At 66.9% G+C, this 25793-nt stretch carries 26 protein-coding genes; 12 read left to right on the forward strand and 14 right to left on the reverse strand.

The features are described 5' to 3' along the window. Positions 1-39: 39 nt before the first annotated feature. Positions 40-1488, reverse strand: a complete 1449-nt coding sequence (gene mgtE / locus BZF59_RS14960) for a magnesium transporter (protein WP_086609017.1) — start codon at positions 1486-1488, stop codon at positions 40-42. A 101-nt stretch (positions 1489-1589) separates the two neighbouring features. On the opposite strand from mgtE, the gene BZF59_RS14965 reads away from it, so the two are divergent. Genes BZF59_RS14965 through miaB form a run of 3 tightly spaced genes read left to right on the forward strand, consistent with a single transcriptional unit; the run spans position 1590 to position 4386 of the window. Continuing rightward, the gene (locus tag BZF59_RS14965) at positions 1590-2051 is read left to right on the forward strand and encodes a peptidylprolyl isomerase (RefSeq protein ID WP_086609018.1); all 462 of its coding nucleotides are present in this window, start codon (positions 1590-1592) and stop codon (positions 2049-2051) included. 23 nt (positions 2052-2074) lie between these two features. Then, complete coding sequence (locus BZF59_RS14970) at positions 2075-3013, forward strand: alpha/beta hydrolase family protein (protein WP_143738188.1); 939 nt, start codon at positions 2075-2077, stop codon at positions 3011-3013. A gap of 35 nt (positions 3014-3048) precedes the next feature. After that, entirely contained in the window at positions 3049-4386 is a 1338-nt protein-coding gene (gene miaB, locus BZF59_RS14975) for a tRNA (N6-isopentenyl adenosine(37)-C2)-methylthiotransferase MiaB (RefSeq protein WP_086609020.1), read from the forward strand. Here miaB and BZF59_RS14980 read toward each other — a convergent pair. Both BZF59_RS14980 and BZF59_RS14985 read right to left on the reverse strand, forming a co-directional pair. Further along, on the reverse strand, positions 4360-5271 hold the full coding sequence (locus BZF59_RS14980) for a hypothetical protein (RefSeq protein ID WP_086609021.1): 912 nt from the start codon (positions 5269-5271) through the stop codon (positions 4360-4362). The two genes, miaB and BZF59_RS14980, sit on opposite strands and share 27 nt — an antisense overlap. Then, complete coding sequence (locus tag BZF59_RS14985) at positions 5268-6158, reverse strand: hypothetical protein (RefSeq protein WP_086609022.1); 891 nt, start codon at positions 6156-6158, stop codon at positions 5268-5270. Before BZF59_RS14985 ends, BZF59_RS14980 begins: the two co-directional genes overlap by 4 nt. A gap of 205 nt (positions 6159-6363) precedes the next feature. Here BZF59_RS14985 and BZF59_RS14990 point away from each other — a divergent pair, with 205 nt between their 5' ends. The 4 genes from BZF59_RS14990 to BZF59_RS15005 all read left to right on the forward strand — a co-directional run bounded on the left by BZF59_RS14990 (position 6364) and on the right by BZF59_RS15005 (position 9930). After that, positions 6364-7407, forward strand: a complete 1044-nt coding sequence (locus BZF59_RS14990) for a PhoH family protein (protein ID WP_086609023.1) — start codon at positions 6364-6366, stop codon at positions 7405-7407. Positions 7408-7516: 109 nt separating this feature from the next. Beyond that, positions 7517-7999 (forward strand): rRNA maturation RNase YbeY, encoded by a 483-nt coding sequence (ybeY, locus tag BZF59_RS14995; protein WP_086609024.1) that lies wholly within the window; start codon positions 7517-7519, stop codon positions 7997-7999. A gap of 23 nt (positions 8000-8022) precedes the next feature. After that, positions 8023-8952 (forward strand): hemolysin family protein, encoded by a 930-nt coding sequence (locus BZF59_RS15000; RefSeq protein WP_086609025.1) that lies wholly within the window; start codon positions 8023-8025, stop codon positions 8950-8952. 93 nt (positions 8953-9045) lie between these two features. Continuing rightward, a complete protein-coding gene (locus tag BZF59_RS15005) occupies positions 9046-9930 on the forward strand; it encodes a LysR substrate-binding domain-containing protein (protein WP_086609026.1) in 885 nt (294 codons plus the stop codon). Here the strand turns inward: BZF59_RS15005 and BZF59_RS15010 are convergent. The 7 genes from BZF59_RS15010 to BZF59_RS15040 form a co-directional block, all read right to left on the reverse strand. Beyond that, entirely contained in the window at positions 9927-10793 is an 867-nt protein-coding gene (locus BZF59_RS15010; protein ID WP_086609027.1) for a lysophospholipid acyltransferase family protein, read from the reverse strand. The two genes, BZF59_RS15005 and BZF59_RS15010, sit on opposite strands and share 4 nt — an antisense overlap. 9 nt (positions 10794-10802) lie before the next feature. Then, complete coding sequence (locus tag BZF59_RS15015; RefSeq protein ID WP_086609250.1) at positions 10803-11225, reverse strand: Fur family transcriptional regulator; 423 nt, start codon at positions 11223-11225, stop codon at positions 10803-10805. Between the two features lie 149 nt (positions 11226-11374). Then, positions 11375-11827, reverse strand: a complete 453-nt coding sequence (locus BZF59_RS15020; RefSeq protein WP_086609251.1) for a Ros/MucR family transcriptional regulator — start codon at positions 11825-11827, stop codon at positions 11375-11377. A 117-nt stretch (positions 11828-11944) separates the two neighbouring features. After that, on the reverse strand, positions 11945-12385 hold the full coding sequence (locus tag BZF59_RS15025) for a GNAT family N-acetyltransferase (protein ID WP_086609028.1): 441 nt from the start codon (positions 12383-12385) through the stop codon (positions 11945-11947). A gap of 29 nt (positions 12386-12414) precedes the next feature. Then, complete coding sequence (tsaB, locus tag BZF59_RS15030; protein WP_086609029.1) at positions 12415-13047, reverse strand: tRNA (adenosine(37)-N6)-threonylcarbamoyltransferase complex dimerization subunit type 1 TsaB; 633 nt, start codon at positions 13045-13047, stop codon at positions 12415-12417. A gap of 51 nt (positions 13048-13098) precedes the next feature. Continuing rightward, positions 13099-13707 (reverse strand): malonic semialdehyde reductase, encoded by a 609-nt coding sequence (locus tag BZF59_RS15035; RefSeq protein ID WP_086609030.1) that lies wholly within the window; start codon positions 13705-13707, stop codon positions 13099-13101. Between the two features lie 30 nt (positions 13708-13737). Then, entirely contained in the window at positions 13738-14316 is a 579-nt protein-coding gene (locus BZF59_RS15040) for a NifU family protein (protein WP_086609031.1), read from the reverse strand. A gap of 134 nt (positions 14317-14450) precedes the next feature. Between BZF59_RS15040 and BZF59_RS15045 the strand changes: the two genes are divergently transcribed. The 5 genes from BZF59_RS15045 to BZF59_RS15065 all read left to right on the forward strand — a co-directional run bounded on the left by BZF59_RS15045 (position 14451) and on the right by BZF59_RS15065 (position 22384). Continuing rightward, positions 14451-17480, forward strand: coding sequence for a M16 family metallopeptidase (locus BZF59_RS15045; RefSeq protein WP_086609032.1), 3030 nt, complete (start codon positions 14451-14453; stop codon positions 17478-17480). A gap of 132 nt (positions 17481-17612) precedes the next feature. After that, a complete protein-coding gene (locus BZF59_RS15050) occupies positions 17613-19001 on the forward strand; it encodes a class II 3-deoxy-7-phosphoheptulonate synthase (protein WP_425429583.1) in 1389 nt (462 codons plus the stop codon). 132 nt (positions 19002-19133) lie between these two features. Then, positions 19134-20369: an ergothioneine biosynthesis protein EgtB gene (egtB, locus tag BZF59_RS15055; RefSeq protein ID WP_086609033.1), complete on the forward strand. Its 1236-nt coding sequence runs from the start codon at positions 19134-19136 to the stop codon at positions 20367-20369. A gap of 1 nt (position 20370) precedes the next feature. Continuing rightward, positions 20371-21357 (forward strand): L-histidine N(alpha)-methyltransferase, encoded by a 987-nt coding sequence (egtD, locus tag BZF59_RS15060; RefSeq protein ID WP_086609034.1) that lies wholly within the window; start codon positions 20371-20373, stop codon positions 21355-21357. 67 nt (positions 21358-21424) lie between these two features. Next, positions 21425-22384: an NAD(P)/FAD-dependent oxidoreductase gene (locus BZF59_RS15065; protein WP_342744128.1), complete on the forward strand. Its 960-nt coding sequence runs from the start codon at positions 21425-21427 to the stop codon at positions 22382-22384. Here BZF59_RS15065 and BZF59_RS15070 read toward each other — a convergent pair. From BZF59_RS15070 to BZF59_RS15085, 4 genes are read right to left on the reverse strand one after another with little or no spacing between them, the layout of a single operon-like run. Beyond that, on the reverse strand, positions 22357-23136 hold the full coding sequence (locus BZF59_RS15070) for an FkbM family methyltransferase (RefSeq protein WP_158094337.1): 780 nt from the start codon (positions 23134-23136) through the stop codon (positions 22357-22359). The two genes, BZF59_RS15065 and BZF59_RS15070, sit on opposite strands and share 28 nt — an antisense overlap. Then, positions 23129-24301 carry a hypothetical protein gene (locus tag BZF59_RS15075; RefSeq protein ID WP_086609037.1) on the reverse strand — a complete coding sequence of 391 codons (1173 nt, stop codon included), beginning with the start codon at positions 24299-24301 and terminating at the stop codon, positions 23129-23131. The genes BZF59_RS15070 and BZF59_RS15075 overlap by 8 nt, the downstream gene beginning before the upstream one ends. Continuing rightward, positions 24298-24960 (reverse strand): HAD family hydrolase, encoded by a 663-nt coding sequence (locus BZF59_RS15080; RefSeq protein ID WP_086609038.1) that lies wholly within the window; start codon positions 24958-24960, stop codon positions 24298-24300. The genes BZF59_RS15075 and BZF59_RS15080 overlap by 4 nt, the downstream gene beginning before the upstream one ends. A gap of 2 nt (positions 24961-24962) precedes the next feature. Further along, complete coding sequence (locus BZF59_RS15085; protein WP_086609039.1) at positions 24963-25757, reverse strand: NTP transferase domain-containing protein; 795 nt, start codon at positions 25755-25757, stop codon at positions 24963-24965. Positions 25758-25793: the final 36 nt, after the last annotated feature.

Below are 25793 nucleotides of genomic sequence, written 5' to 3' on the forward strand. Positions count from 1 at the left end.
CAAGCCATGGCGCGCGCACCGTCCACAAGCAGGCGCGCGTCAGAACGTCGCCAGCCCCATCGCGACGGCCAAACCCAGGAAGGCAAAGAAGCCCATCGAATCGGTGATCATCGTCACGAACACGCTGCTCGCCACCGCCGGATCCTGATCCAGCCGCTCGAAGATCACCGGCACCAGCACGCCCGCAAGGCCCGCAATCGCGATATTGATGATCATCGCCAGCGCAATCACCACGCCCATCATTGGCGAGAACAGCGCCGCCGCTGCCAGCCCGATCAGCACGGCGATGGTGCCGCCATTTAGCAGCGCCACGCGAAACTCGCGCCACAGGATGCGCTTGGTGTTCGACCGGGTCAGCTGGTTGGTCGCAATCGCGCGCACCGCCACGGCCATGGTCTGCGTGCCCGCATTGCCGCCGATGCTGGCGACGATCGGCATGAGGATCGCGAGCGCTACCAGTTGCTCGATCGCGGCGCCGAAAAAGGCGATGATCGAGGAGGCGACCACCGCCGTCCCCAGATTGGCGATCAGCCAGCGCACGCGGGCGGAATAGGCCTCGCGCAGCGGCTCGTTGATGTCGCCGTCACCCGCGCCCGACATCAGCAGCGCGTCCTCGCCCGCCTCTTCGGAGATAATGTGGACGATATCGTCGACCGTCAGCTGCCCGACCAGCCGCCCGCTTTCGTCCACCACCGCGGCCGAAATCAGCGCGTATTTCTGGAACATCAGCGCGGCTTCTTCCTGATCCATCGTCACCGGGATCAGGGTCTGGTCGCGCTTCATCACGTCGGTGAGACGGACAGAGCGCGGCGTGGTGAGAATCCAGTTGAGGGCGCAGGTGCCGACCGGGTGGTGCCGCTCGTCGATCACGAAAACTTCGAAGAAATCGTGCTCGAGATCGCCATCCTCGCGCAGGTAATCGATGAGGTCGCCGACCGTGAGATGTTCCGGCACTGCCACGAAGTGCCGGCTCATCAAACGCCCGGCGGTCTCTTCGGGATAGGCGAGCGCGCTGGAGACCGCCGCGCGGGTCTCCGGCTCCAGCTCGGCCATGACGGCACGCTGATCGGCCTCGTCGAGATCCTCGATCAGCTGCACCGCGTCGTCGGTGTCGAGCTGCTCGGCGATGGTGGCGACGGCCTGCGCGGACAAAGTGTCCATCAGGTCTTCGCGCACGTAATCGTTAAGTTCGGCGATCACGTCGCCGGTCATCAGGTCGCTGATCGCCGAGGCCATCTGCGCGCGCTCGCGCGGTTCGAGCAGTTCGATCAGGTCGGCGATGTCGGCGGCGTGGAGCGGCTCGACCAGATCATAGACCGCGCCCTTGTCGCCCGCCTCCAGCGCATCGTGGACGGCGCTGACGAAGCTGGGCTTCAGGCGGTTTTCTTCGTCATGGCGTTCATCGTCGACCCGGTCATCCGGGCGCACCTCGACCTCTGCCGGATCGGCAGTCAACAGATCGTCGTCGGGGAAGCGCTCGTCGGCCATGAGGGCGGTTTAGGCGGGGAGGGATGAAAAGCAAGCCGGGAGGGTGACAGGCGGCAATTGGGTGCTAAAAGCGCGGGCAAATTCCCTCAGGAGACACGAACATGGCCGAAACACTCACCTTCACGCTCGACAATGGCGATGGCGCGCAGAACGACGTCGTCATCAAGCTGCGTCCCGACCTCGCCCCCGGCCACGTCGCGCGCATCGCCGAGCTGGCGAGCGAAGGCTTCTACGACGGCGTGATCTTCCACCGCGTGATTTCGGGCTTCATGGCTCAGGGCGGTGATCCGACCGGCACCGGCATGGGCGGCAGCGACAAGCCCGACCTCGCCGCCGAATTCAACGCCGAACCGCACGTCGAAGGCACCTGCTCGATGGCCCGCGCGCAGAACCCCAACAGCGCCAATTCGCAGTTCTTCATCTGCCTTGACGACGCGCGCTTCCTCGACAAGCAGTACACCGTGTGGGGCCAGGTCACGAGCGGCATGGAACACGTCCACGCCATCCCCAAGGGCGAACCGCCGCGCAGCCCCGGCAAGATCGTCAAGGCGACGGTGGCCTGAGGCACAACAGCGAAAGATCGGGGGTGATGATGAAGTCTTGGCTGGCTGCATTGGCCGCGCTGCTGCTTTCCGGCTGCGCCACTTTCCCCGACATTTCGCAAGCGCGCTCCCCCTGCCAGCTCGAGCCGGGGGGGTGGTGCGGTTTCCTGCGCGAGGCGGCGGTCGATGCCTATCCCTACGCGCTGGCGGCGACCAATGCCTATACCGGCGACGACGACCTGTTCGAACGGCCGGGTCGGGTGATCCAGCGCATTCCTCGCATCCCGATCGCTCCGGGCGACGAGGAAAAGGGCTTCAGCTACGAGGTCTTCAACCAGTTCGACTCCGGCACCGTGGGCGATCCCGATCGCAAGCCGATCGCGCGGATCCTGTCGTTCCGCGGTACTGACATGAAGAGCCTCAGCGACATTTTCTATGGCACGCTCCGCAACGACCAGATCGAACTGGCGCTGCGCTATTTCGAGGCCGAGAAATCGCGCCTTGGCTCGGACGTGCCGTGGATCGTCACCGGCCACTCGCTCGGCGGGGCGCTGGCGACCGAGGTGTCGATCGCCCAACCCGACGTGCGCGCCTATATGTTCAACACCTCGCCCTTCTACCGCAGCGAAGCGAAGGACAATGCGCTGCAGCGTATCGTGTTCAATGAGCGCGGCGAGTTTCTGCGCCGCTTCGCCAAATATGGCGAACCGCCCGCGGCCAATGTCTTCACCATCAATTGCGAGCCGCGCAAGAATTCCATCGCCAAGCATTCGGTGCGCTCGCTTGCCGACTGCCTCACATGGATTGCCGCCTATGATAGCGCCGATGCCCTTGCCGTGGTGAAGGCCAACGGCATCGCCAAGCCCTGGGTCGAGTGCCGCCCGGAAGACACCACGCACCCCGGCCCCGGCGCGCGCAAGGGCGAACCTTGCGTCCATCGCGGGCGCGAGGACAAGAAGAAGAGCAAACGCGGCGGCGATTGAACCGGGGCGGCAAGAGCGCTAAGGGCGCGAGCCTCATGAAACCGACCACTGCCCCTCCCCAGACCTACCGGGTCAAGAGCTTCGGCTGCCAGATGAACGTCTATGACGGCGAGCGCATGGGCGAGCTGCTCGCCGAACGCGGCATCACGCCTGCGCCCGAGGGGGAGGAGGCCGATCTGGTCATCCTCAACACCTGCCACATCCGCGAAAAGGCCGCCGAGAAGGTCTATTCGGACATCGGCCGGCTGGTGAAGGCGGGCGCGGAGGCGGGCAAGCAGCCGCTGATCGCGGTCGCGGGCTGCGTTGCGCAGGCCGAGGGCGAAGAGATCATGGCCCGCGCGCCTGCGGTCAGCATCGTGGTCGGCCCGCAGGCCTATCACCGCCTGCCTGAGATGCTCGACAAGGCCGCGCTGGGCGAGCGTGCGACCGATACCGACATGCCCGCCATCGCCAAGTTCGACGCGCTGCCTGCGCGCCGCAAGCGTGGGCCGAGCGCGTTCCTTACCGTGCAGGAGGGCTGCGACAAGTTCTGCACCTATTGTGTGGTGCCCTATACCCGCGGCGCGGAAATCTCGCGGCCGTTCAGCCATCTGGTCGCCGAAGCGCGGAAATTGGTCGAGGCGGGGGCGAAGGAGATCACGCTGCTCGGCCAGAACGTCAATGCCTGGGCGGGTGAGGACGACAACGGCCGCCGCGTCGGGCTGGGCGGGTTGATCCGCACGCTGGCGGGGATCGATGGCCTCGCGCGCATCCGCTACACCACCAGCCACCCCAACGACATGGACGACGACCTGATCGCTGCGCATGGCGAGGTCGCCAAGCTGATGCCCTATCTGCATTTGCCGGTGCAGGCGGGCAATGACCGCATCCTGAAGGCGATGAACCGCCAGCACACCGCGGAAAGCTACCTCAGGCTGATCGAACGCTTCCGCGCCATGCGCCCCGACATCGCGCTGTCGGGCGATTTCATCGTCGGCTTTCCGGGCGAGACCGAGGCCGAGTTCGCCGACACGCTGAGCATTGTCGACGAAGTGCGCTACGCCGCGTGCTTCAGCTTCAAGTATTCCCCGCGCCCCGGCACACCGGCCGCGACGATGGATGGCCAGATCGCGCCCGAGGTGATGGACGAGCGCCTCCAGCGCTTGCAGCAGCGCATCGGCCACCACCAATATGCCTTCAATCAGGCAAGCGTGGGCAAGCGCTGCGACGTGCTAGTCGAACGCACCGGACGACATCCCGGCCAATGGCTCGGCAAGTCGCCATGGCTCCAGAGTGTGTGGTTCGAGGGTGATTACGCCGTCGGCGACCTCGTCGAGGTGAAGCTCGCCGAGGCGGGGCCGAATTCGCTACGGGGCCTCGTCACGCACGTCTGAGCGCTCCGCCGCCACCGCCGCGCGGGCGATGTCGGTGAACACCCGGCGCGGCTTGGCATTGCGTGAGGCGTCGTAAAGCTCGCGCACCAGCGCGCGGTCGAAATCGGTCAAGCCTTCCGGCGGTCTGGGGTCTGAAAACAGGGTGAGGATCGTCAGGGCAGGCGCAGCGCCTTCGGGCGCGCCGGTGCCGAGCAGCGCGCGCATCGTCGCATAGTCGGCGAGTTGCCCGAGCGTCAGGCCCTCCGCCGCCTCGCGCCCGATCAGCACGGCAGCGCCGGTGATCTCGGTGGTGGCGATGGGGTCGCTGGCGCTCAGCGGCTCGATCTCCGTGAAGGTCGGAAACCGGAACTGATCGCCAAGCTGCGGGCGGAAGGCTTTGCCGGTCGCGTCTCGCACAGCGACCTTGTTCCACGCCCTGACCGGCCCCGGCTCGCCCAGCACCCGTTCGCGCTGATAGCCAGCGAGATGGGCGAGCTGCGGCGAATCCTGCGTCAGCCATTGCGCGGCCGGGCCTGCGGCAGGTGCCATGAAGGCGACCCGCACCGTGGGCACGCAGTCCGGCGCATCATCGGCTCCCACACCCAACGCGCGGGCATTGTCGCGGATGCGCTCGGCGATGACGGCGGCATCATCGGGTGCAAGGCCCCGAACTTCGACGCAGACGGGGAAAGCAAACTTGGCGATCGGCTCGCGCAGCTTCGCGGGTCGGATCACCGCGCGGGCAAAGTCACGCAATTCCCTCTCGCGCTCGGCCTCGGTCGGGGGCGGGCGCACGATGATCGGATCGGCCCGCGTTGCCTCAGGCGGTTCGGCATGGGCTGGCACCGATGCAGCGGCGAAGGCGCCGAGCAGCGTCAGACCTGCCGTGAGCCTACGCCGCCTCATTCCTGATCTTCTGCCCCCTTCGCGGTCTCCTTCACGGCGGCGCGCAGGACCTCGAAGGCATAGGAGCCCGCGGGCAGCCGGTAGAGCGACCTGAGATAGGCCCGGTCGAAGCGTGTCATCGCCGTCGGCGCGCGATCAGGAGCGACGAACAGGGTCATGATCGTGCGCGGCGCTCCCGCCTCGGCGACATCCACTTCGCCGGTCGGGGCGAGCAGGCGCAGGCTGGCGTAGTCGGCGATCTGCACGGCGGTGAGCCCGGCGATCGCGGCGTTGTCGACCACCACCAGCACAGCGAGCAGATCTTCGCGGGTCAGGCGCTTGAGCCGCCCGGCGCTCCAGATCACGTTTTGCGGGCCCGCTATGCCGTTCGTTCCGCCGGCTTCGGGACTGGAGACAATCGGCTCGCCGCTGGCGGAGGTCTGCTTGCTCGCCTGAAACACATAGACCGGATCGCGCGCGCCCATCGCCGCGTCGATATCCCGCGCGCTGATACCCGCGAACAGGCGCCGCCCGCTCTGGCGGATCGCCCGCAGCTGGGCCTGAGCATCGTCCGAGAAAGCGAGCAGCGCATTGGGCTTGCAGCCGCTGCCGCGCACATTGACCTTGGCTGCCTTGGCATTGTCGATAATGCGTTCCGCGACCTCTTGCGCCATCCCCGTGTCTCCGGCCGCGACCATCAGGCACAGCGGCTGTTCGAAGCGTGCCAGCGGGCGGCGGGGGCGGGGGTTGCCGGCGATGTCGCGGGCGAGTTCGTCGAGCGCCTTTTCAGTCTGCGGCTTCTCGCCCTCGACCACGATGGGCGGCGGCTCGGCCTCCTGCGCGGCGGCAGGCGCTGTCGCCGTTCCCGGCACGGCAAGCGCAGCGAGGGCGGTCAGGGCCTGCTTCATCCGGGAGCCTCCTTCAATCGCAAGATCAACACTTTAGCCATGAATGTCTGATGAACGCAAAGGCTCCATCCCGCGCCCCGGCGGCATGGCAATTCGATGACTATCCACGATCATCTCGCCGCTGCGCGCTTGCTTTGCGCGTCCTCCCGCTTACCTTCCCGACTCTAGGGCAAGGGATCGTCCCTTGCCGCAACCAAAGGAACCTATGGGCCGACGACCCTCCCGTGCCGGACACCCGGCGCTCTCGCCCGATCCGCGCGGCATCCCTGAACAGCGGCGCGCGCGTGTCGATCTGACCTTCGAGAATCAGGCCCTGCTGGGGCCCCTGTTCGGGCAGTTCGACGCCAATCTGGTGCAGGTCGAAAACCGGCTCGGGGTCTATATCCACGCGCGCGGCCATCAGGTGGTGATCGAAGGGCCGGAGGACGATGTCGCCCGCGCCCGCGAAACCTTGAAGACCATGTATGACCGGTTGGCGCGCGGCGAGGCGCTCGACAGCGGGGCGATCGAATCGATGATCGCCATGTCGGCCGAACCGACGCTGGAAGGGATCATCGCGGGCGATCAGGGCGCGCCGCCGATCATGATCCGCACGCGCAAGAAAACCATCGTGCCGCGCTCGGCGACGCAGATCGAGTACATGCGCAGCCTTGCCAAGGACGACATCATCTTCGCATTGGGCCCGGCAGGCACCGGCAAGACCTATATCGCGGTGGCGCAGGCGGTCAGCCAGCTGATCACCGGAAGCGTGCAGCGCCTGATCCTCTCGCGCCCGGCGGTCGAAGCGGGGGAGAAGCTCGGCTTCCTCCCCGGCGACATGAAGGAGAAGGTCGATCCCTATCTGCGCCCGCTCTACGATGCGCTGAACGACTGCATGCCGCCCGAACAGGTCGAGCGGCGGCTGGCCAATGGCGAGATCGAGATCGCGCCCATCGCCTTCATGCGCGGGCGCACGCTGGCCGACAGCTTCATCATCCTAGACGAGGCGCAGAACACCACGCGCGAGCAGATGAAGATGTTCCTCACCCGCTTCGGCCAGAACAGCCGGATGGTGATCTGCGGCGACCCGCGGCAGGTCGACATTCCGGGCGGCCCGAACATGAGCGGCCTCAACGATGCGGTCTCGCGGCTGGAGGGGGTGGAGGGCTTCGGCACGATCCGCTTCACCGCCGCAGACGTGGTGCGCCACCCGATCGTGGGGCGGATCGTCGAGGCCTATGAGGGCAACGGCGAGGGGGAGGGGGGATAACACCTCTTCCCAGTTTTTAGTCACCCCGTGTCAAGCACGGGGCGACGGGCTGGGTTGATGCGTTCAGGCCGGTTCCTTGGATGAAGGAACCGCGCTAAGGGCGCGACCCATGCAGCTTGACATCGACATCGAAGACTGGCCCGCAGGCAACTGGGAAGCACTCGCCACGCGCGCCGCTGCGGTGGCTGACGAGGGTGAGCCGCTGCTCGCCAATCCGCGCCTTGTGGCGAGTGTGCTGTTCACCTCGGATGCCGAAGTCCACACCCTTAACCGCGAATGGCGCGAGCGGGACAAGCCGACCAATGTGCTGAGCTTCCCGATGCTCGAACGCGAGGAACTGAAGGTCCTCGCCCCGGAAGGCCCGCCCGAAATGCTCGGCGACATCGCGCTGGCTTATGAAACCTGCGCCCGCGAAGCTTCGGAAAAGGGCATCACCCTCGAAGCCCATGCGACCCACCTCATCGTCCACGGCCTGCTCCACCTCGCCGGCCACGACCATGTCGATTCCGACGAACAGGCCGAGGCCATGGAGGCGCTGGAAACCGCCATACTTGCCAAACTGGGCATCGCTGACCCATATGGCGACAGGTAGCAACAGGAGCCACTCACAAGGCCATGGCCGATTCCCATTCGCCCGCCTCCCCGTCGGGAGAGGCGGACAGTAGCAGCGGGCTTTGGCCTGCGCTTCGCAAGATCCTCGGGTTCGAGGCCGCGCGGTCCCTGCGCGAACAGCTCGAAGAGGCGATCGACGAGCACGAGGACGGCAGCGGCCCCGAGGGCGGTGACGAGCGCGCCAGCCCCGGCGGCGATCTGTCGCGGGTGGAGCGGCAGATGCTGCGCAACCTGCTCCATTTCTCCGAACACGATGCCGATGACGTTGCCGTGCCGCGCGGCGAGATCATCGCGGTCGATGCCGCGATCAGCTGGGAAGAGATGGTCGCCGCCTTCTCCGAACACGGCCATTCGCGCATGCCGGTCTATCGCGAGACGCTCGATAGCGTGATCGGGATGATCCACATCAAGGACATCTTCCCATATCTCGCCAACGGCACGCCGCCGCCCGCCGACTGGACGACATTGATGCGCCAACCGCTCTATGTGCCGCAGGCGCGTGGGGCGCTCGATGTGCTCGCCGACATGCGCACGCAGCGCGTGCATCTTGCCATCGTGCTCGACGAGTTCTCGGGCACGGATGGCCTCATCACGATCGAGGATCTGGTCGAGGAAATCGTCGGCGATATCGAGGACGAGCATGACGATGCCCCGCCCGAGCTGATCACCCCGATCGGCGAAGGCATGTGGGATTGCGACGCGCGCGCCGAGCTCGACGACATCGCCGAGAAAATCGACCCGCGCCTCGCCGAAGTTGCCGAGAGCGTCGATACCTTGGGCGGTCTCGCCTTCGTGCTGGCCGAGGCGGTGCCGCCGGTCGGCACGGTGCTGGAACATCCGAGCGGCTGGCGAATTGAAGTCACAGCGGGCGATGAAACCCATGTCACGCGCCTGCGTCTGCACCCCCCACCGACCGAGGACGACGTGCAATAGGCGCAACTTTTTTGCCCCATACGTATTTTTTCTTCGATTTTTTGCATCCATTCGGCTTGTCAGGCGTATCTGCTCTCACCAAGGAGAGAGACCATGCCTGCACGTCGCCTGCCCCCTCTGCGCGCTCTGGAAGCCTTCATGCGCACTGTGCGTCTGGGTTCGGCACGCGCGGCGGCGGAGGAGATCGGCCTCAGCCCTTCGGCCCTGTCGCGGCGGATCAGCAATCTTGAGGAATTCGTCGGCAAGAAGCTGTTCACCCGCGCGCGCCAATCGATGCAGCTGACCGATGAAGGGCAGGCCTTCTACGAGGCGGTCAATCCGCACATGGAAGCGCTCGCCCGCGCGGTGGAGAGCCAGTCGGACAATATCGCGCTGCTGCGGCTGCGGCTGGGCGTGCTGCCGATGTTCGGCAGCCAGCGCCTGTTCCCGCGGCTGGGCGAGCTGCGCAAGCGCCACCCGCTGCTCCACATCGACATCGACACCGCCCCGCATCTGGAAGACCGGGTAGGCGATACGCTCGATGCGGCGATCATCCTTTCACGCGGACCTGCGAGCGGGCTGCACGCGGTGCGGCTCGACCACAATCTGGTTCACGCGATCTGCTCCAAGGACACCGCCCGCAATATCGGCCCGGACATCACGCCCGAGGCGATGGCCAAGCAGACTTTCCTGATCCACAACGAACTGCCGGAAAGCTTCGTCGCGTGGAAGAAGGCCAACGGGCTCGAACAGATGGACCCGGCGGCGATCGACCATTACGATTCGGGCGCGCTGATGCTGGAGGCCGCCGCGCAGGGCCTCGGCGTTGCGATCATGCACGACGATCACCTGCGCCGCGCCAACGACAACCGCCTCACCAACCTGCCAGGCAAGCCGGTGGAGAGCCCCTATAGCTACTGGTTCGTGTGCAAGCCGGTGGCGCTGGAAAGCCGCCCGGTGCGCATCTTCCACGACTGGCTGGTGCGCGCGGGGCTCTAACCCCCCGCCTGATCTTCGTTCTTGGGCTCGTAGCGCACCGGGGCGACCGCATATTCGAACGGGCGCAGCGGCTTGCCGAGGATTGCGATCAGCGCCTCCTCGATCCGGCGGCGCGATTCCTGGCCGATCGCCTTGCGCCCGCGGAAGTCCTCTGGCGAAAAGGGCTCGAGATAGTGCAGCCGCACCTTGAACGTCCCCTTGCGCGCCAGCACGCGCTTGGCGTTGTTGAGGCCGCTTTCGTTGCCGACCCAGCCGATCCATTCGGCAACCGGGCCATAATCGAGGATCACCGGCTGGACGAGTACGCCGGGCGGCGGGGGCTCGAGCACCGAGAGCATCGAGGTCTTGAACGGCAGCAGCGATTGCCCGTCGGTGGTGGTGCCTTCGGGGAAAACCGTGACCGACCAGTTGTCGGCCAGCGCGTCCTTCAGGGCGTTGATCTGCTCGGCCACGCCCATGCGGTGCTCGCGCTTGACGAAGACCGTGCGGTTGAGGCTGGCGAGCCAGCCGACCACCGGCGCCTGCGCCAGTTCGGCCTTGGCGACGAAGGCCGTGCCGCTCGCCCCGGCGAGCGCGAGAATGTCGATCCACGACAGGTGGTTGGCGACGAAGAATACGTCGCGCCTCAGGTGCGTGCCGATCACCTCTACCTTCGCCCCGCACACCCGCGCGGCATAGCGCAGGAACAGCATCGGGAAGGGCGAGCCGTAAGACAGCGCGCGGTAGAGGTAGTGGAGCGGCACGAAGACGATGATCAGCGCGATCAGGGTCAGCGCCCGCAGCCCCAGCCGCACCCAGCCCATGGCCGAGACCGGCGTGTCCTCCCCCCGCGCGGCAGCCGCGCGCAGTTCTGCATCCTTCATCGGGCGGCGTCAGTCATTGCGCGACAAGCGGACGCCGTAGAGCTCCATGCGGTGATCGACCAGGCGGTAGCCCAGCCGCTCGGCGATCTGGCGTTGCAGCGCTTCGACTTCCGGATCGACGAATTCGACCACCTTGCCGGTCTCGACATCGATCAGGTGATCGTGGTGCGCCTCGGGCACGGGTTCATAGCGCGAGCGCCCGTCGCCGAAATCGTGGCGGTCGAGGATGCCTGCTTCCTCGAAGAGGCGCACGGTGCGGTAGACCGTGGCAATCGAGATGCGCGGATCGACCGCGACCGCGCGGCTGTGGAGCAGTTCGACATCGGGGTGGTCGTCGCTTTCCGACAGCACCTTGGCGATGACGCGGCGCTGTTCGGTGATGCGCAGGCCTTTTTCCGCGCACAGCTGTTCGAGATCGATCTTCTGGGTCAAGGAACACTCCATCGCCAAGCGCGTCGCCCGGTGTCGGTGCGATCGCCCAAAAGCAAAGCCGCCTCATCCCTACAGGGACGAGGCGGCTTGCTCAAGGCGGCTTGCCACCCTCTCAACAGGGGCGGCGTTTGCGACCCGCCGGGCTAAAATCAGGCGGTCTTCTTGGCGCGGCGGGCCTTGGGCGCCACCGTGGTGCCGGGCTTGCGGCCCAGACCGATCTTCTTCGCCAGATCGCGGCGCTTTTCGGCATAGTTGGGCGCGACCATCGGATAATCGGTCGGCAAGCCCCACCGCGCGCGGTATTCTTCGGGGGTCATGTCGTAATTGGTGCGAAGATAGCGCTTGAGCATCTTCAGCTTCTTGCCGTCTTCAAGACAGACGATGTAATCGGGCTTGACCGAATTGCGGATCGCCACGGCCGGTTGCGGCTTGGCTTCTTCGACCACCGGGGTTTCACCAAGATTGGCGAGCGCCGTATAGACGTTGGTGATCAGGCTGGGCAGATCACCCACAGCCACATCATTGTTGCTGACATGCGCTGCGACAATGTCGCTGGTCAGCGTGATAAGCGTTTCTTTCATGTCGATTTCCAGATCCTGCATGCGTTCCTCACTGGCGGCGTTCAACTTGCGCCGGTTACTGCGCCATGGGCCAGAGAACCAATTTTGGCAACCATGTTGCTTTGCGTAATGCACCACTTTGCGACAAATCGCGCGAGGTTAGATTGTGCGAGCGAAAGTAATCGCGTCGATCCGCTCGCCATTGGCCATGCGGTAATAGTTGCGCCGCTCGCCAATCGGTTCGAAACCGAACTTGCGATACAATTGGATAGCTGGATTGCCGCGCCGCATTTCGAGAAAAATCCGTGTGATACCGCGGGTTCGGGCGGCATCGAACAGATGCGCGATCAGCGCCGTGCCGACCCCGCGCAGCCGCGCGCCGGGGGTGACGGCGATGAGCAGCAGCTCTTCCTCGTCGAGAACATGGCGGGTGAGCACGAAACCGGCCGGCGCGGCGCGTGCGGGGCCATCGGGGATCACCAACCCTTCCGCATCGACCACCAGCGCATGGGTGCTCGGCATGGCGAGCGCATCGGCCACCTGCCGCCGGTTCCAGGCCTCGCCAAAGGCCGGGTCGAAGGCCGCTTCCATCACCGCCATGATCCGGTCGATGGTGGCAGCCGAAACGCTCACGCGCGCGCCCGCTCGGCCATCGGGGTGGCGTCGGCGCCGCGGCCATAGATCGGGGTGAGCGCGGGGGTGAAGAGCGCAGGATCGCCGAGCGGCACGGCAGCGGCTTCGGGCAGCAGCGGCAGGACAGTGCGCCCTTGTTCACCGACCAGCGCGGCCAGCTCTGCGGCGCGGCTGCCGGCAATCACCGCCGCGAGCGGGCGCGCCGCAGCCGCAGCGGGCGCGAGCGAGGCGACCGCGCCTTGCGCCTGGCCATCGGCGCCGAAATCCTGCACGAACCACTCGCCATGACCGCCGTTGACGCACACCGTCACCTCCGATCCCGGATGCACAGCGCGCGCCTGCGCGGCGATCAGGGCGAGGGTGGGGTAGCCCAGCACTTCGGCTCCCCACGCAAAGCCCAGCGCCCGCGCGGTCGCAAGGCCGATCCGGACGCCGGTAAAGCTGCCGGGGCCGAGGCTGACGAGGATGCGCTCGCTCCGGCCCTTGTCGGGCAGGGCTGCGATCATCGGCACCAGCGCCTCGGCATGGCCGCGCCCCAGCACGCGGTGGTCGCGCGCGATCAGCGTATCGCCCTCGAACAGGGCGATGCTGCACGCCTCGGAAGCGGTTTCGATCGCCAGTGTCCGCATGCCCGCGCCCTGCCTCAGCGCGCGGCCGGGTGCAAGCGGTCTGTGGCGGGCTCAGGCGATGCGGTTGAAGCGGTCGAAGTCTGGGCGCGGGCTGCGATCGAAAATGCTCTCGGGGTCGCCATAGCCGACTGAGCAGATGAAGTTGACCCGGTGGCGCGGCGCATCGGCGAAGAAGGCTTCGTTGACCGCATCCTTGTCGAACCCCGACATCGGCCCGCAATCGAGCCCCACCGCGCGTGCGGCCAGCATCAGGTAGGCGCCTTGCAAGGAAGAGTTGCGGAACGCGCCTTCCTTGCGGCCTTCCTCGTCACCCTCGAACCAGCTCTTGGCGTCGGTGTGCGGGAACAGCCAGGGCAGTTCCTCATGGAAATCGATGTCGTAGCCGATCACTGCGGTCACCGGCGCGGCGGCGACCTTGTCTTTGTTGCCGTCGGACACACACTCGACCAGCTTGGCCCTGGCTTCGTCGGACTTGACCCACACGATCCGCACCGGCTGCATATTGGCCGAGGTCGGCGCCATCTTCATCAGATCCCAGATCGCGTGAAGCTGTTCGTCGCTGACCGGCTTGTCGAGCCAGCCGTTGTAGCTGCGCGCGTCGTTGAACAGCTGAGCGAGCGCCGCGTCCGACAGGACGTGGTCGTGGAACTGGGTGGTCATGGTAATCCTCGTGGTTGCTTTGAAGAGAGGTCAGGCGGCTCTGACTTCAACCACTTCGGGCACATAATGTTTCAACAGGCCCTCGATCCCGTGCTTCAAGGTCGCGGTGCTCGACGGGCAGCCCGAGCATGAGCCTTGCAGCGTGAGATAGACCACCCCGTCGCGAAAGCCGCGGTAGGCGATGTCGCCGCCGTCGCCGGCCACCGCCGGGCGCACGCGGGTTTCGAGCAACTCGTTGATCGCGGCGATGATCTCGGCGTCTTCGGGACGCTCTTCCACCACGGCTTCGTCTTCGGGGGGGACGGCGATGCCGTTGCCACTCGGCGCGGTAAACAAGGGCGCTTCCGAGACGAAATGATCGAGCAGGATCGCAATCACCTGCGGCCTCAGCGCGCTCCAGTCCGCGCCGGGCGCTGCGGTGACGCTGACGAAATCGGCGCCGAAGAACACGTTCACCACCTCGCCCGTATCGAAGATCGCCTGCGCCAGCGGGCTTGCCTCGGCAGCCTCGGGCGACGCGAATTCGCGGCTGCCTGCGGCCATGACGGTCTGCCCCGGCAGGAATTTGAGCGCGGCGGGGTTGGGGGTGGTTTCGGTTTCGATGAACATGGGGCTGCATTTAAGACCGATTTTGTCGGATTTCAAGCGCGCAAAGTCGATGGGAAGGGCGCAGAACAGGGCCGATGGCTGCGGCGGGGATACATTCACTATCGCTTCACGTTTCCCCGCCCTATAAGCAGCCCATGACGTCGATTTCCCGCGCGGCCCGCGCTTTCGCCTTCCTGCTCGCTCCGCTTGCGCTGGTGCAGCCGCTGGTCGCCCAGCAGAACGCCGCCCCGCAACCGGCCCCGGCGGAAACGCCTGCGCCCGCCCCGGTGCCTGCGCCGAAGTTTGTGCAAACCAATGGCGAAGTGCCGTGGCTCTATCGCGGCTCGGATGTGCCGGTCGATGCGAAGTGGGTCTTCGGCGAAATGCCCAATGGGCTGCGCTATGCCGTGCGCCGCAACGGCGTTCCGCCGCGTCAGGTCTCGATCAGAGTGCGGATCGACGCCGGTTCGCTGCACGAGACCGACGCCGAACAGGGCTATGCCCACCTGCTCGAACACCTGCTGTTCCGCGAGAGCAAGTACCTGGGGCAAGCCGAGGCGATCAGCGCCTGGCAACGGCTGGGCGCGACCTTCGGCAGCGATGCCAATGCCGAGACCACGCCGACCCACACTGCCTACAAGCTCGACATCCCGAACATCGATCAGGCCAAGCTCTCCGAAAGCTTCAAGCTCCTGTCGGGCATGATCCGCGAGCCGGTGCTGAACGATGCCAATGTCGCCGCCGAACGCCCGATCGTGCTCGCCGAGAAGCGCGAGCGTGGCGGGGCGGGCCAGCGCATGGCGGAGCTGACCCGGCAGACCTTCTTTGCCGGACAGCGGCTTGCGACGCGCAGCCCGATCGGCACCGACGAAACGCTCCGGGCCGCCGACGGCAAGGGCGTGAAGGCCTTCTACGAGCGCTGGTATCGCCCCGAGAATACCGTCATCATCGTCGCGGGTGATGCCGATCCGATGGTGCTGGCTGGGCTGGTCGAACAGTGGTTCGGCGATTGGAAGGGCACCGGCACGCCGGGTGTTGCACCCGATTTCGGCGATCCGTTGCCGCCCGCCGATGCCGTGACTCCGGAGGGTGCGACCGCGCCGATCGGGCAGCTGGCGGTGGGCGTCGAACCCGATCTGCCGCGCAGCCTCACCTACGGCGTGCTGCGCCCGTGGCGTCCGGTCGAGGATACCATCGTCTATAATGAAGGCCTGCTGCTCGATGCGGTGGCGCAGGCGATCATCAACCGCCGGCTCGAATCGCGCGCACGCGGTGGCGGCAGTTTCCTCTATGCGCAGGTGCAGCAGGAAGACGTCTCGCGTTCGGCTGATGCGACTTTCGTGACCTTCGCCCCGCTGACCGGCGACTGGCAGGCCGCGCTCGCCGATGTGCGCAGCGTCATCGCCGATGCTCTCGTCAACCCGCCGACGCAGGAAGAGATCGACCGCGAGGTGGCCGAGTTCGACGTGGTCTTCGCCAACGGCGTCGAGCAGGAAACCGTCGAGGCCGGATCGCGGTTGGCGGACAATCTCGTCAACGCGGTCGATATCCGCGAAACCGTCGCCGCGCCGCAAGTGGTGCTCGACGTGTTCCGCGGCATGAAACCGCGCCTGACGCCCGAAGAGGTGCTGGCGCGCACGCAGGGCCTGTTCGAAGGCACCGTCACCCGTTCAGTCTATGTCACGCCTGAGTCTGGCGAGGCCGATGTCGCCGCGCTCCGTCTGGCGCTGGCGAGCGAAGCGCAGATCGACGGCAGCGCGCGCCTCGCCGCGCAGACGATCTCTTTCGACGAATTGCCCGCCGTGGGCGAGCCGGGCACCATCGTCCAGCAAAGGCCGCTTGGCGTGCTCGAGATCGAGCAGGTCGATTTCGCTAATGGCGTCAAGGCGCTGGTCTGGGCCAATGATGCCGAGCCGGGCCGCGTCACCGTGCGCGTCCGCTTCGGCGCGGGCTGGCGCGCCTTTGACAAGGACAGCGCGGTCTATGCCTCGCTGGGGCAGGGCGCGCTGGTCGGATCGGGGCTGGGCGAGCTGGGCCAGAACGAGATCGACCGGCTGGCGACGGGCCGCAAGCTGGGCTTCGATTTCGCCATCGATGAAGCCGTGTTCACCTTCACCGCGCAGACCCGGTCGGAAGATGTCAACGACCAGCTCTATCTCTTCGCCGCCAAGCTCGGGATGCCGCGCTGGGACAAGGACCCCGTGATCCGCGCCAAGGCGGCGGCGGAGCTGGCCTACAACACCTATGCCACCTCGCCCGGCGGCATTCTCAATCGCGATCTCGAATATCTCGTCACCGGCGGCGACCAACGCTTTGCCACGCCCGATCCGGCCGCGCTCAAGGCGGCGACGCCTGAAGGCTTCCGCCAAGTATGGGAGCCGCTGCTGAAGCAGGGTCCGATCGAGGTGCTGGTGTTCGGCGAGTTCGATTCGCCCAAGGTGATCGAGCAGCTGCGCCTGACCTTCGGCGCGCTCGCCCCGCGCGAGCCGATCCCCGCCGATGTCGCCGCCCGCGTGCCGCCCTTCGCGCCCCCTGCCGCAGCGCCGCAGGTGGTCGCGCATCGCGGCGATGCCAACCAGGCAGCCGCCGTGGTCGCCTGGCCAAGCGGGGGCGGGGTTGCGAGCTTGCGCGAAAGCCGTCAGCTCGAAATTCTCACCCAGCTGTTCAACAACCGCCTGCTTGATGCCCTGCGCGAACGCGCCGGGGCGAGCTATTCGCCGCAGGTGTTCTCGAACTGGCCGTCCGATCTCGCCAGCGGCGGGCGGATCACCGCGCTGGCCCAGCTGGAGCCCGAATTCGTGCCGGTGTTCTTCGCCGAGGCGGACCGCATCGCCAAGGATCTCGCTGCCAACCCGCCCACCGCGGACGAGCTGGCGCGGGTGACCGAGCCGCTTGGCCAGATGATCCGCCGCGCTTCGACCGGGAACCAGTTCTGGCTCTACAACCTCGAAGGCGCGACCACCGATCCGCAGCGCGTGGTGCTGCTGCGCACCTTGCTGTCCGACTATTCGCAGACCAGCCCGCAGATCATGCAGTTCCTCGCCGATCGCTATTTCGCCAAGACATCGCCGTTCCGACTGGCGATCATCCCCGAAGGCCAGACCCTTGCCCAGGGACCGGCGCCATCGCCGGCGACTGGCGGGGCGAGTGCGAATGCTGCGCAACCCGTGCCGGCGGGGCGCTGATCGATCCGGCGGCTTGCTGTGATCGGGAAATAATATTGTCCAAAGCGGCATTGCCGCTTTACAATTCGTGCCCCCATCCTGTAGCGGGCGCCCCCGCGCGGGGGTTGCCGCGCCGAAGCGATTGAAAGAGTTATGACCGTGCCCGAGACCTGGACCCCGGAAAGCTGGAAGGCTTACGAAGCGCGCCACCTGCCGCATTACGAAGATGCGGCCGAGCTGGCCGAGGCGGAGCGCACGCTGTCATCCTATCCCCCGCTGGTCTTCGCGGGAGAGGCGCGCGCGCTCAAGGCCGATCTTGCCGATGTGGCCAATGGTCACGGCTTCCTGCTGCAAGGCGGGGACTGCGCGGAAAGCTTTGCCGAGTTCCACCCCAACAACATCCGCGACACCTTCCGCGTGCTGCTGCAGATGGCGGTCGTCATGACCTTCGCCAGCAAGCGCCCGGTGGTGAAAGTGGGGCGCATGGCCGGCCAGTTCGCCAAGCCGCGTTCGGCCCCGACCGAGACGATCGACGGTGTCACTCTGCCGAGCTATCTCGGCGACAATATCAACGGGATCGAGTTCGACCCCGTCAGCCGCCGCAATGATCCGGCCCGCATGGTGCGTGCCTATTCGCAGGCCGCTGCAACGCTCAACCTGCTGCGCGCCTTTGCGGGTGGGGGCTATGCGAACCTGCGGCAAGTCCACCAGTGGACGCTCGACTTTATGGGCCGGACCCCGTGGACCGAAAAGTTCAGCGAGATGGCCGACCGCATCGGCGAAGCGCTCGACTTCATGGAGGCCTGCGGGATCGACCCCGGCACCGTGCCGCAATTGAAGGGCACCAGCTTCTACACCAGTCACGAAAGCCTGCTGCTGCCTTACGAACAGGCGATGACCCGGCAGGATTCGCTGACCGGGGACTGGTATGCGACCTCTGCGCACATGCTCTGGATCGGCGACCGCACGCGCTTCCCCGGCTCGGCGCATATCGAATATGCGCGCGGGATCGGCAATCCGCTGGGCATGAAGTGCGGGCCGAGCCTCGAGCCCGACGCGCTGCTCAAGCTGCTCGATGATCTCAACCCCAAGCGCGAAGCGGGGCGCATCACGCTCATCAGCCGCTTCGGCCACGACAAGGTCGAGGATGGCTTGCCCAAGCTGGTGCGCGCCGTGCAGCGCGAAGGGCACCCGGTGGTGTGGAGCTGCGATCCGATGCACGGCAATGTCGTGAAGTCCGACACCGGCTTCAAGACGCGCCCCTTTGACCGCATTACCCGCGAGGTGAAGGGCTTCTTCGCCGTCCACCGCGCCGAAGGCTCACACCCCGGCGGCATCCATATCGAGATGACCGGGCAGGACGTGACCGAATGCGTCGGCGGCGCGGTGGCAATTACCGAGGAACGTCTGGGCGATCGCTACCACACCCATTGCGATCCGCGCCTCAACGCCGAACAGTCGCTGGAGCTGGCCTTCCTCGTGGCGGAAATGCTCAACGAGGCGGCAGGCGGGCGCGAGGCCGAGGTCAGCCACGCGGCCTGACGGCGGACTGAAGGCGCGGACGCCGCCTGCTTGTTCGTCGCACCTGCGGAACATCGCGGGCGCTTTCGACTTGTCGCTGTAACCGGAGAGAGGCACTGTCCGAAACTGGGCAGGGCGACGACGGGAGAGCACGTGCAGCGCAGCGAACATCAACGGGCCGAACCTGCGGCAGCTCCACTGGCTGACGCCTTCCGCGCCACCCGCGCCCTGACCGAGGCGCTGGTCGCACCGCTCAGCGATGCCGACGCGACCATCCAGTCGATGCCCGATGCGAGCCCCGCCAAGTGGCACCTCTCTCACACGACGTGGTTCTGGGAAACCTTCGTGCTGCGCGAGCACGTGCCGGATTACCGGCTGTGGCGCGAGGACTGGCCGTTCCTGTTCAATTCTTATTACGAAGCCCATGGCGACCGCATTGCCCGCGACGCGCGCGGAATGCTCTCGCGTCCGACCCTCGCCGAGGTGCTCGAATGGCGCGCGGCGGTGACCGATGCCATGGCGCCCTTGCTGGATGATCCGGCGCTGGCCGATCTGATCGCGCTGGGCGTGGCGCATGAACAGCAGCACATCGAATTGCTGCTGACCGACATCAAGCACGCCCTGTTCCAGAACCCGCTGGGGCCGGCGATGTGGGAGGGCCGCACTGCCGCTGCCGCGACCGCCGCACCTCTGGGATGGCACAGGCACCCCGGCGGGATCGCGCGCGTCGGCCATGATGGGCAGGGCTTCGCCTTCGACAACGAAGGCCCCCGCCACCGCGTTCTGCTCGAACCCTTCGCGCTCGCCGATCGGCTGGTTACCAATGGCGAGTGGGACGCATTCATCGCCGATGGCGGCTACACCACGGCGCGCCTGTGGCTCGCCGATGGCTGGGCATGGGTGCAGCAGCACGGCATCGACGCGCCGCTCTACTGGCGGGAGGACGAGCATTTCACCCATCAGGGCTGGCAGAAGCGCGACGCCGACGCGCCCGTCACCCACATCTCCTATTTCGAGGCCGACGCCTTTGCTACCTGGGCAGGCGCGCGGCTGCCGACCGAGTTCGAGTGGGAGACCATCGCAGCCAGCCACGATCCCGCAGCGGGCAACCAGCTCGATGCCGCAGCCCCGCCGCTCCCCGCAGGCTCGCCCGGCCTGTTCGGTGATAGCTGGCAATTCACCCGCTCGGCCTATTTGCCTTACCCCGGCTTCCGCGTGCCGGAGGGTGCGGTGGGCGAATATAACGGCAAGTTCATGAGCGGGCAGGTGGTGCTGCGCGGGGCGAGCTGCGCCACGGTGCGCGGCCATTCGCGCGCGTCCTACCGCAATTTCTTCTACCCCCACCAGCGCTGGCAATTCACCGGGCTGCGCCTTGCCAAGGATATCTGAGATGACGACCGCCCCGGGATTGCAACTGGTCAACCGTGACGCCGACGGTGTCGATCTGGCCTTCCGGGCCGACGTGCTCGCCGGCCTTGCCGAGCCGCAGAAGGCGATCCCCGCGCGCTGGTTCTACGACGACGAAGGCTCGCAGCTGTTCGAGGATATCACGCAGCAGCCCGAATATTACCCGACCCGCGCCGAAACCGAGATCCTGACACAGCATTCGGCCGCAATCGCCGATCTGATTGGGCCGGGCCGGGCAGTAGTGGAGTTCGGCTCGGGCTCCTCGGTCAAGACGCCGCTGCTGCTCTCGGCGATTGCGCCCTCGGCCTATGTGCCGCTCGATATTGCCGGAGACTTCCTGCGCGCATCTTCGGCGGCGTTGGCGGAGAAGTTTCCGGGCCTGCCGGTCCTGCCGGTCGAGGCTGATTTCATGCGCCGGGTCGAATTGCCCGCCGAGGTCGCCGACCTGCCCAAGCTCGGGTTCTTCCCCGGCTCCACTATCGGCAACATGATCGCCCGCACCGCGACCGATCTGCTGCGCTCGATGCGCGAGACATTGGGCGAGAGCGCCTTGCTGCTGATCGGCATGGATCTGGTGAAGGACGAGGACGTGCTGCTCGCCGCCTATGATGATGCCGCGGGCGTGACCGCGCGCTTCAACCTCAATCTGCTGGAGCGGATCAACCGCGAACTTGATGCGGACATCCCGGTCGCCAGCTTCGCACATGAGGCGCGCTGGAACGATCCCTTCGCCCGGATCGAGATGCATCTGGTGGCGCGTGAGGATGTGAGCTTCACCGTCAGCGGCCAACGCTTTGCGATGCGCGCGGGCGAAAGCATTCATACCGAGAACAGCCACAAGTTCACCAAGCGCTCCTCGCAGCAGCTGCTTGCGGCGGGCGGATGGGAACCGCGCGCGCGCTGGACCGACGAAGCGAAGCGGTTTTCGCTGGTGCTCGCCGAATCCCGTCCGCCGCGTTCGGCGCCCTGAGGCGATTTGGCCCGAAACCTCCGGCGCTCCCGTGCGTTGGCGCGGGATGGATGGACATTCGGATATTTTGGCTGACATTCTCATCATCGGCGGCGGCATGGCGGGGCTTTCCGCCGGGACTGCGCTTGCCGCAACCGGCGCGCGGATCATCGTGCTCGACAAGGGCCGCGGCCCCGGCGGGCGGATGGCGGCGCGGCGGGTGGAGATCGCGGGCCAGCCAGTAAGCTTTGACCACGGCGCGCAATATTTCACCGCGCGCGATCCCGCTTTTCAGACGGCGGTCGCGGCATGGGAAGAGGCGGGCGTCGCCGCGCGCTGGCCTGCTGCGGGTGAGGATGCGTGGGTGGGCACGCCGGGGATGAACGCCTGCGTCAAGGCGATGGCGGGCGCGCTCGACGTGCGCTGGAGTCTGCGGGCCGAACGGTTGCAGCGTGACGGCGCGGGCTGGCGGGTCACGGCGGGCGAGCAGGTTTTTACCGCCGCCACCGTGCTGGTCGCCGTCCCTGCCGAGCAGGCCGCCGTGCTGCTGGCCGAAGTTGCCCCTGATCTCGCCGCGCTGCCGGCGGGTGTGACCTCCGCGCCGTGCTGGGCGGCGATGGCGGCGTTCGACGCGCCGCTGACCTATAAGCCCGACACCTTCCGCTCCGACAGCGCAGCCGTCAGCTGGGCGGCGCGCAATTCGGCCAAGCCGGGGCGCAGCGGCGCGGAGACCTGGGTGATCCACGCTAGTCCCGCGCGCAGCGGCGAACTGATCGACTTGCCCAAGGATGAAGCCGCCAAGGCCCTGCTCGCCGATTTCTTCGCCGCCACCGGCATCGCGCCCGCCATTCCGCAGCATTGCGACGCGCACCGCTGGCTCTACGCCCTGCCCGAAGCCCTCCGGGGTGAGGGCGCGCGGTTCGATCCGGTGTTGGGGATCGGGATCGCCGGGGACTACCTGCATTCCCCGCGGGTCGAGGGTGCGTGGCTGTCAGGTCGGACGCTCGCCGAGGCGGTGTGTCAGGCGCGAGTCGCCAGCACGTCGTAGTGGTGCCCGCGCCCATATTTGGCGAAACGGGTGAAGCCTGAGGCCCGCAGCAAGGCCTCGATTTCGCCCGCGCTCGCCCAGCGGTCGTCGACCTCGTAGAAGATTGCCGCGACGCGGGCGAAGCTGGCTGTCTTGGCGAGCTCGGCGATCACCACCGCTTCCAGCCCCTCGACGTCGATCTTGACGAACATCGGGAGTTCGCCTGCCAGTAGCGGATCGAGCATGGGTGCATCGATGGTCTGGATGGTCACGCCGCCTCCCGAAGGTGTGCCCTCCTCGCGCCCGGCCAGCGTGGCCGTCCCGGTGTGCCCCTCGGCAACGCTGATGGTCACTTCGCCAACAGAGTCCGCGATGGCGAGCGGGTGCAACACCGTCCGCTCCGCCCCGCCATTCAGCGCAACGTTGGCGGCGAGGCGCGCGTGGGTGGCGGGCACCGGCTCGAAGGCGATGATCTTGCGGCACCGGGGGTTCTGCGCGGCGATCAGCGAATAGAGCCCCTGATTGGCGCCGATATCGACGAAGACGAAGTCCTCGCTTTGGCCCAGCAGCAGATCGGCCAGATCGCGCCCATAGGTGCCGAAGATGCAATAGCGGAAGGTCGTGTCCTGCCAGTTGGGCACCATCAGCACGCCGTAGCTTGAGCGCACCGCCGCCTCCCCGCGCGCGGCCAGCACGGGCGAGAGCGCGGCGGCCTTCCACTTGCGCAGGGTCTTGACCACGCCGTAGCGCCAGAAAGCTGCGAGACTAGCCACGGGTGCCTGTTCCTTCGAGAAATGCGCCGATCGCATCCGCCGCCCGCTCGGCCGAGGGGCGGCCGGAGAGCGAGAAGGTCGCATCGATCAGCGCCTGCTGCACCGGCGCATAGCGCGGTTGCTCCGCGATGGCAGCATCTATCGCATCGAGCAGCCCGGCGGCGCTCTCCAGTATCGGGCCGGCCTGCCAGTGCAGGTAGTTGGGATCGCCCTGCCAGTCCACGCCATGGCTGTTGAGGAACAGGCAGGGCCGGGGCACGCGCAGGAATTCGTAGACCTGGCTGCTGACATCGCCGAGGTAGATGTCGGCGCGGTTGGTGTAGCTCATGTCGCTGCTGGCCGCGCTGCCGGTGTCGATATGGATGCGCGGCTCGCAAGCGTATTCCGGGCCGGGGGGCTCGACCCGGGCAAGGCTGGGCGGGTCGAGCGTCACCACCCATTTGCGCTCGAACAGCATCACATGGGGCGCGAAGATCAGGTTGTAGCGATCCTGCCCGCGAAAGGCCTCAAGCACCGCCGCGCCGTGCTTGAACCAGCTCGACAGCTTGGGCGAGGGGTGGGGGTTGTAGATCACCGTGGGCCGCTCGGGCGCAGGGAAGCTGTCTTGGAAGCGGTTGTTGGCGCAAAGATCGAACTTGGGATAGCCCACCAGCGCGATCTGTTCCGGCGTCAATCCCGCATCCGCGATCAGCCGGTCGCGAATCTTGGGGCCGGAGACCAGCACCAGATCGAACTGCGCGCTTTCGGGGTTGAACCCGATCGCCCGATCGCCCGCGCCGTGGCGGGTGTGGATGAGCTTCACGTTGTCCAGCCCGTAGCGGGTCTTGAGCAGCAGCGTGGTCTTCTCCGACACCACCACCGCATCGAAGCTTCGGAAGAAATCGAGGTTGTCGCGGTAGATCAGCAGTTTGGTGGCGGGCACCAGCCGTTCGAGCACCCCCGCCAGCGCCTGCGATGCGCCGCGTTTGAGGTCAAGCTGCACAAGCTCCACCCGCGCCAGCAGCGCCGGATCGGCCTGCCGTTCGATCTCCCGGCGGATGGCGTCGCGCGCATAGGCGAGCATGATGCGGTGCTCCCCCCGCGCCGCCAGCGCCAGCGCGATGGGGAGGGCGTGGGCGACCTGATGGGTCTGATCGTGGTTGAACAGGAAGCAGATGCGCTTCATGCCGTGCTCCAGTCGGCGCTGGCCCAGCCTGTCCGGGGCTTGGCATAGCGGCCGACCAGCACGGCCTCGTCCGCGAAATCGAGGATCGGCGCGTCGCTGGCGTGGTCGGTATAGGCGGTGAGGTGGACATCGCCTCTGGTCAGCCCCTCGGCGGCGAGCCACTCCTCCACCCGCGCGACCTTGCGTGCGCCATAATTGTTCGCGCCGTCGATCGCGGCGAGCAGGTGCCCGCGCGCATCGCGCCGGTGGCGGGTGGCGATGCAGGCGTCGAAGCCGAGACCTGCGGCCATAGCCTCGGCATAGATTTCCGGCGCGGCGGTGACGAGGACGAGCCGCACGCCCGCCGCCCGGTCGGCGGCGATCTGCGCGCGCGCGCCGGGCTGGATATTGTGCGCCAGCTGCCGCGCGACAAAAGCGTCGATGCGCGGCTGGAGCGCGGGGTCCGTCACCACGCGCCCTACCAGCAGGGCGAGGCCGAACCGTTTCAGCGCCTCGCGCCCATAGAGCTTCGCCTTGTAGCCCAGCATCGCCAGCATCCACAGCGGCAGGGCCAGTAGCCGCAGACCCGTGCCGCGCGCCGCCATGTGCACCAGAAACGGCGTGAAGGTCGGCGCGCGCGTCACCGTGCGGTCGAGATCGTAGAGAGCGATGCGCTGCATCCTCAGCGCGGGCCCTTGAGCAGTCGTTCGGCGAGGACGTGATCCTCGACCTTGTCGACATCGACCCCCATGCGCCCGTCGCTGAGCAGCACCGGCGCGGCGGTGGCACCCAGCTTGCGGCCCGCCGCGGCCAGCGCCTCTTGCACCGTCATACGCCGCAGCAGCAGCTTCATCATCAGCGCCGGGCCGAAATGCGCGGCGAGGCGCAGCACCGACTTGCGGTCCTGTTCGACCCGCTCCCAGAAAGTGAGCGCATTCCTCGCGCCGGGGCCGGTCAGCGCGAACAGGTTGGCGCCGGTATAGGCCCCGCCCCGAAAGGTCAGCCAGGTGCGCCGGTTGGGCCCAACCGCCGCTTCGAGCCGCTTGCGCTCGACCATGCCGACCGACACGTCGCTCGCGCCTGCCCCAGCCACGAATTCGGCGATGGTGGCAGGGGTGAGCATCACATTGTCGGCAGTCGTCACCAGCACCGGCAGGCCGATCGCGGGATCGTCGATCGCCGCCAGCACCGATCCGCTGATCGTCGGGCCCGACACGCGGAAGCTGATGCGCTTCTCTTCCACGGCCCAGCCCAGATCGCGGTGGCCCGCCAGCATGAGCGTGTTCTGCGCTAGCACTACGATCCGCGCGACCTCGGGCGCATCGGCGAGTGCCATCAGCACCCGGTTCAGCATCAGCTCGCCCGCGACCGGCACCAGCGCCTTGGCTTCGATGCCGAATTGCGCCGCCACCGGATCGACCCCCGGGCGCTGGCCCGCCAGCACCAGCGCGGTCCAGCCGTGGGAAGCGTCAGTCATGGGCGGGCAAACCTCGGGGGTCGTGGGGTCGGGGCA

This window comes from Erythrobacter donghaensis (genome assembly GCF_002155425.1).
Taxonomy (GTDB): Bacteria; Pseudomonadota; Alphaproteobacteria; order Sphingomonadales; family Sphingomonadaceae; genus Erythrobacter; species Erythrobacter donghaensis.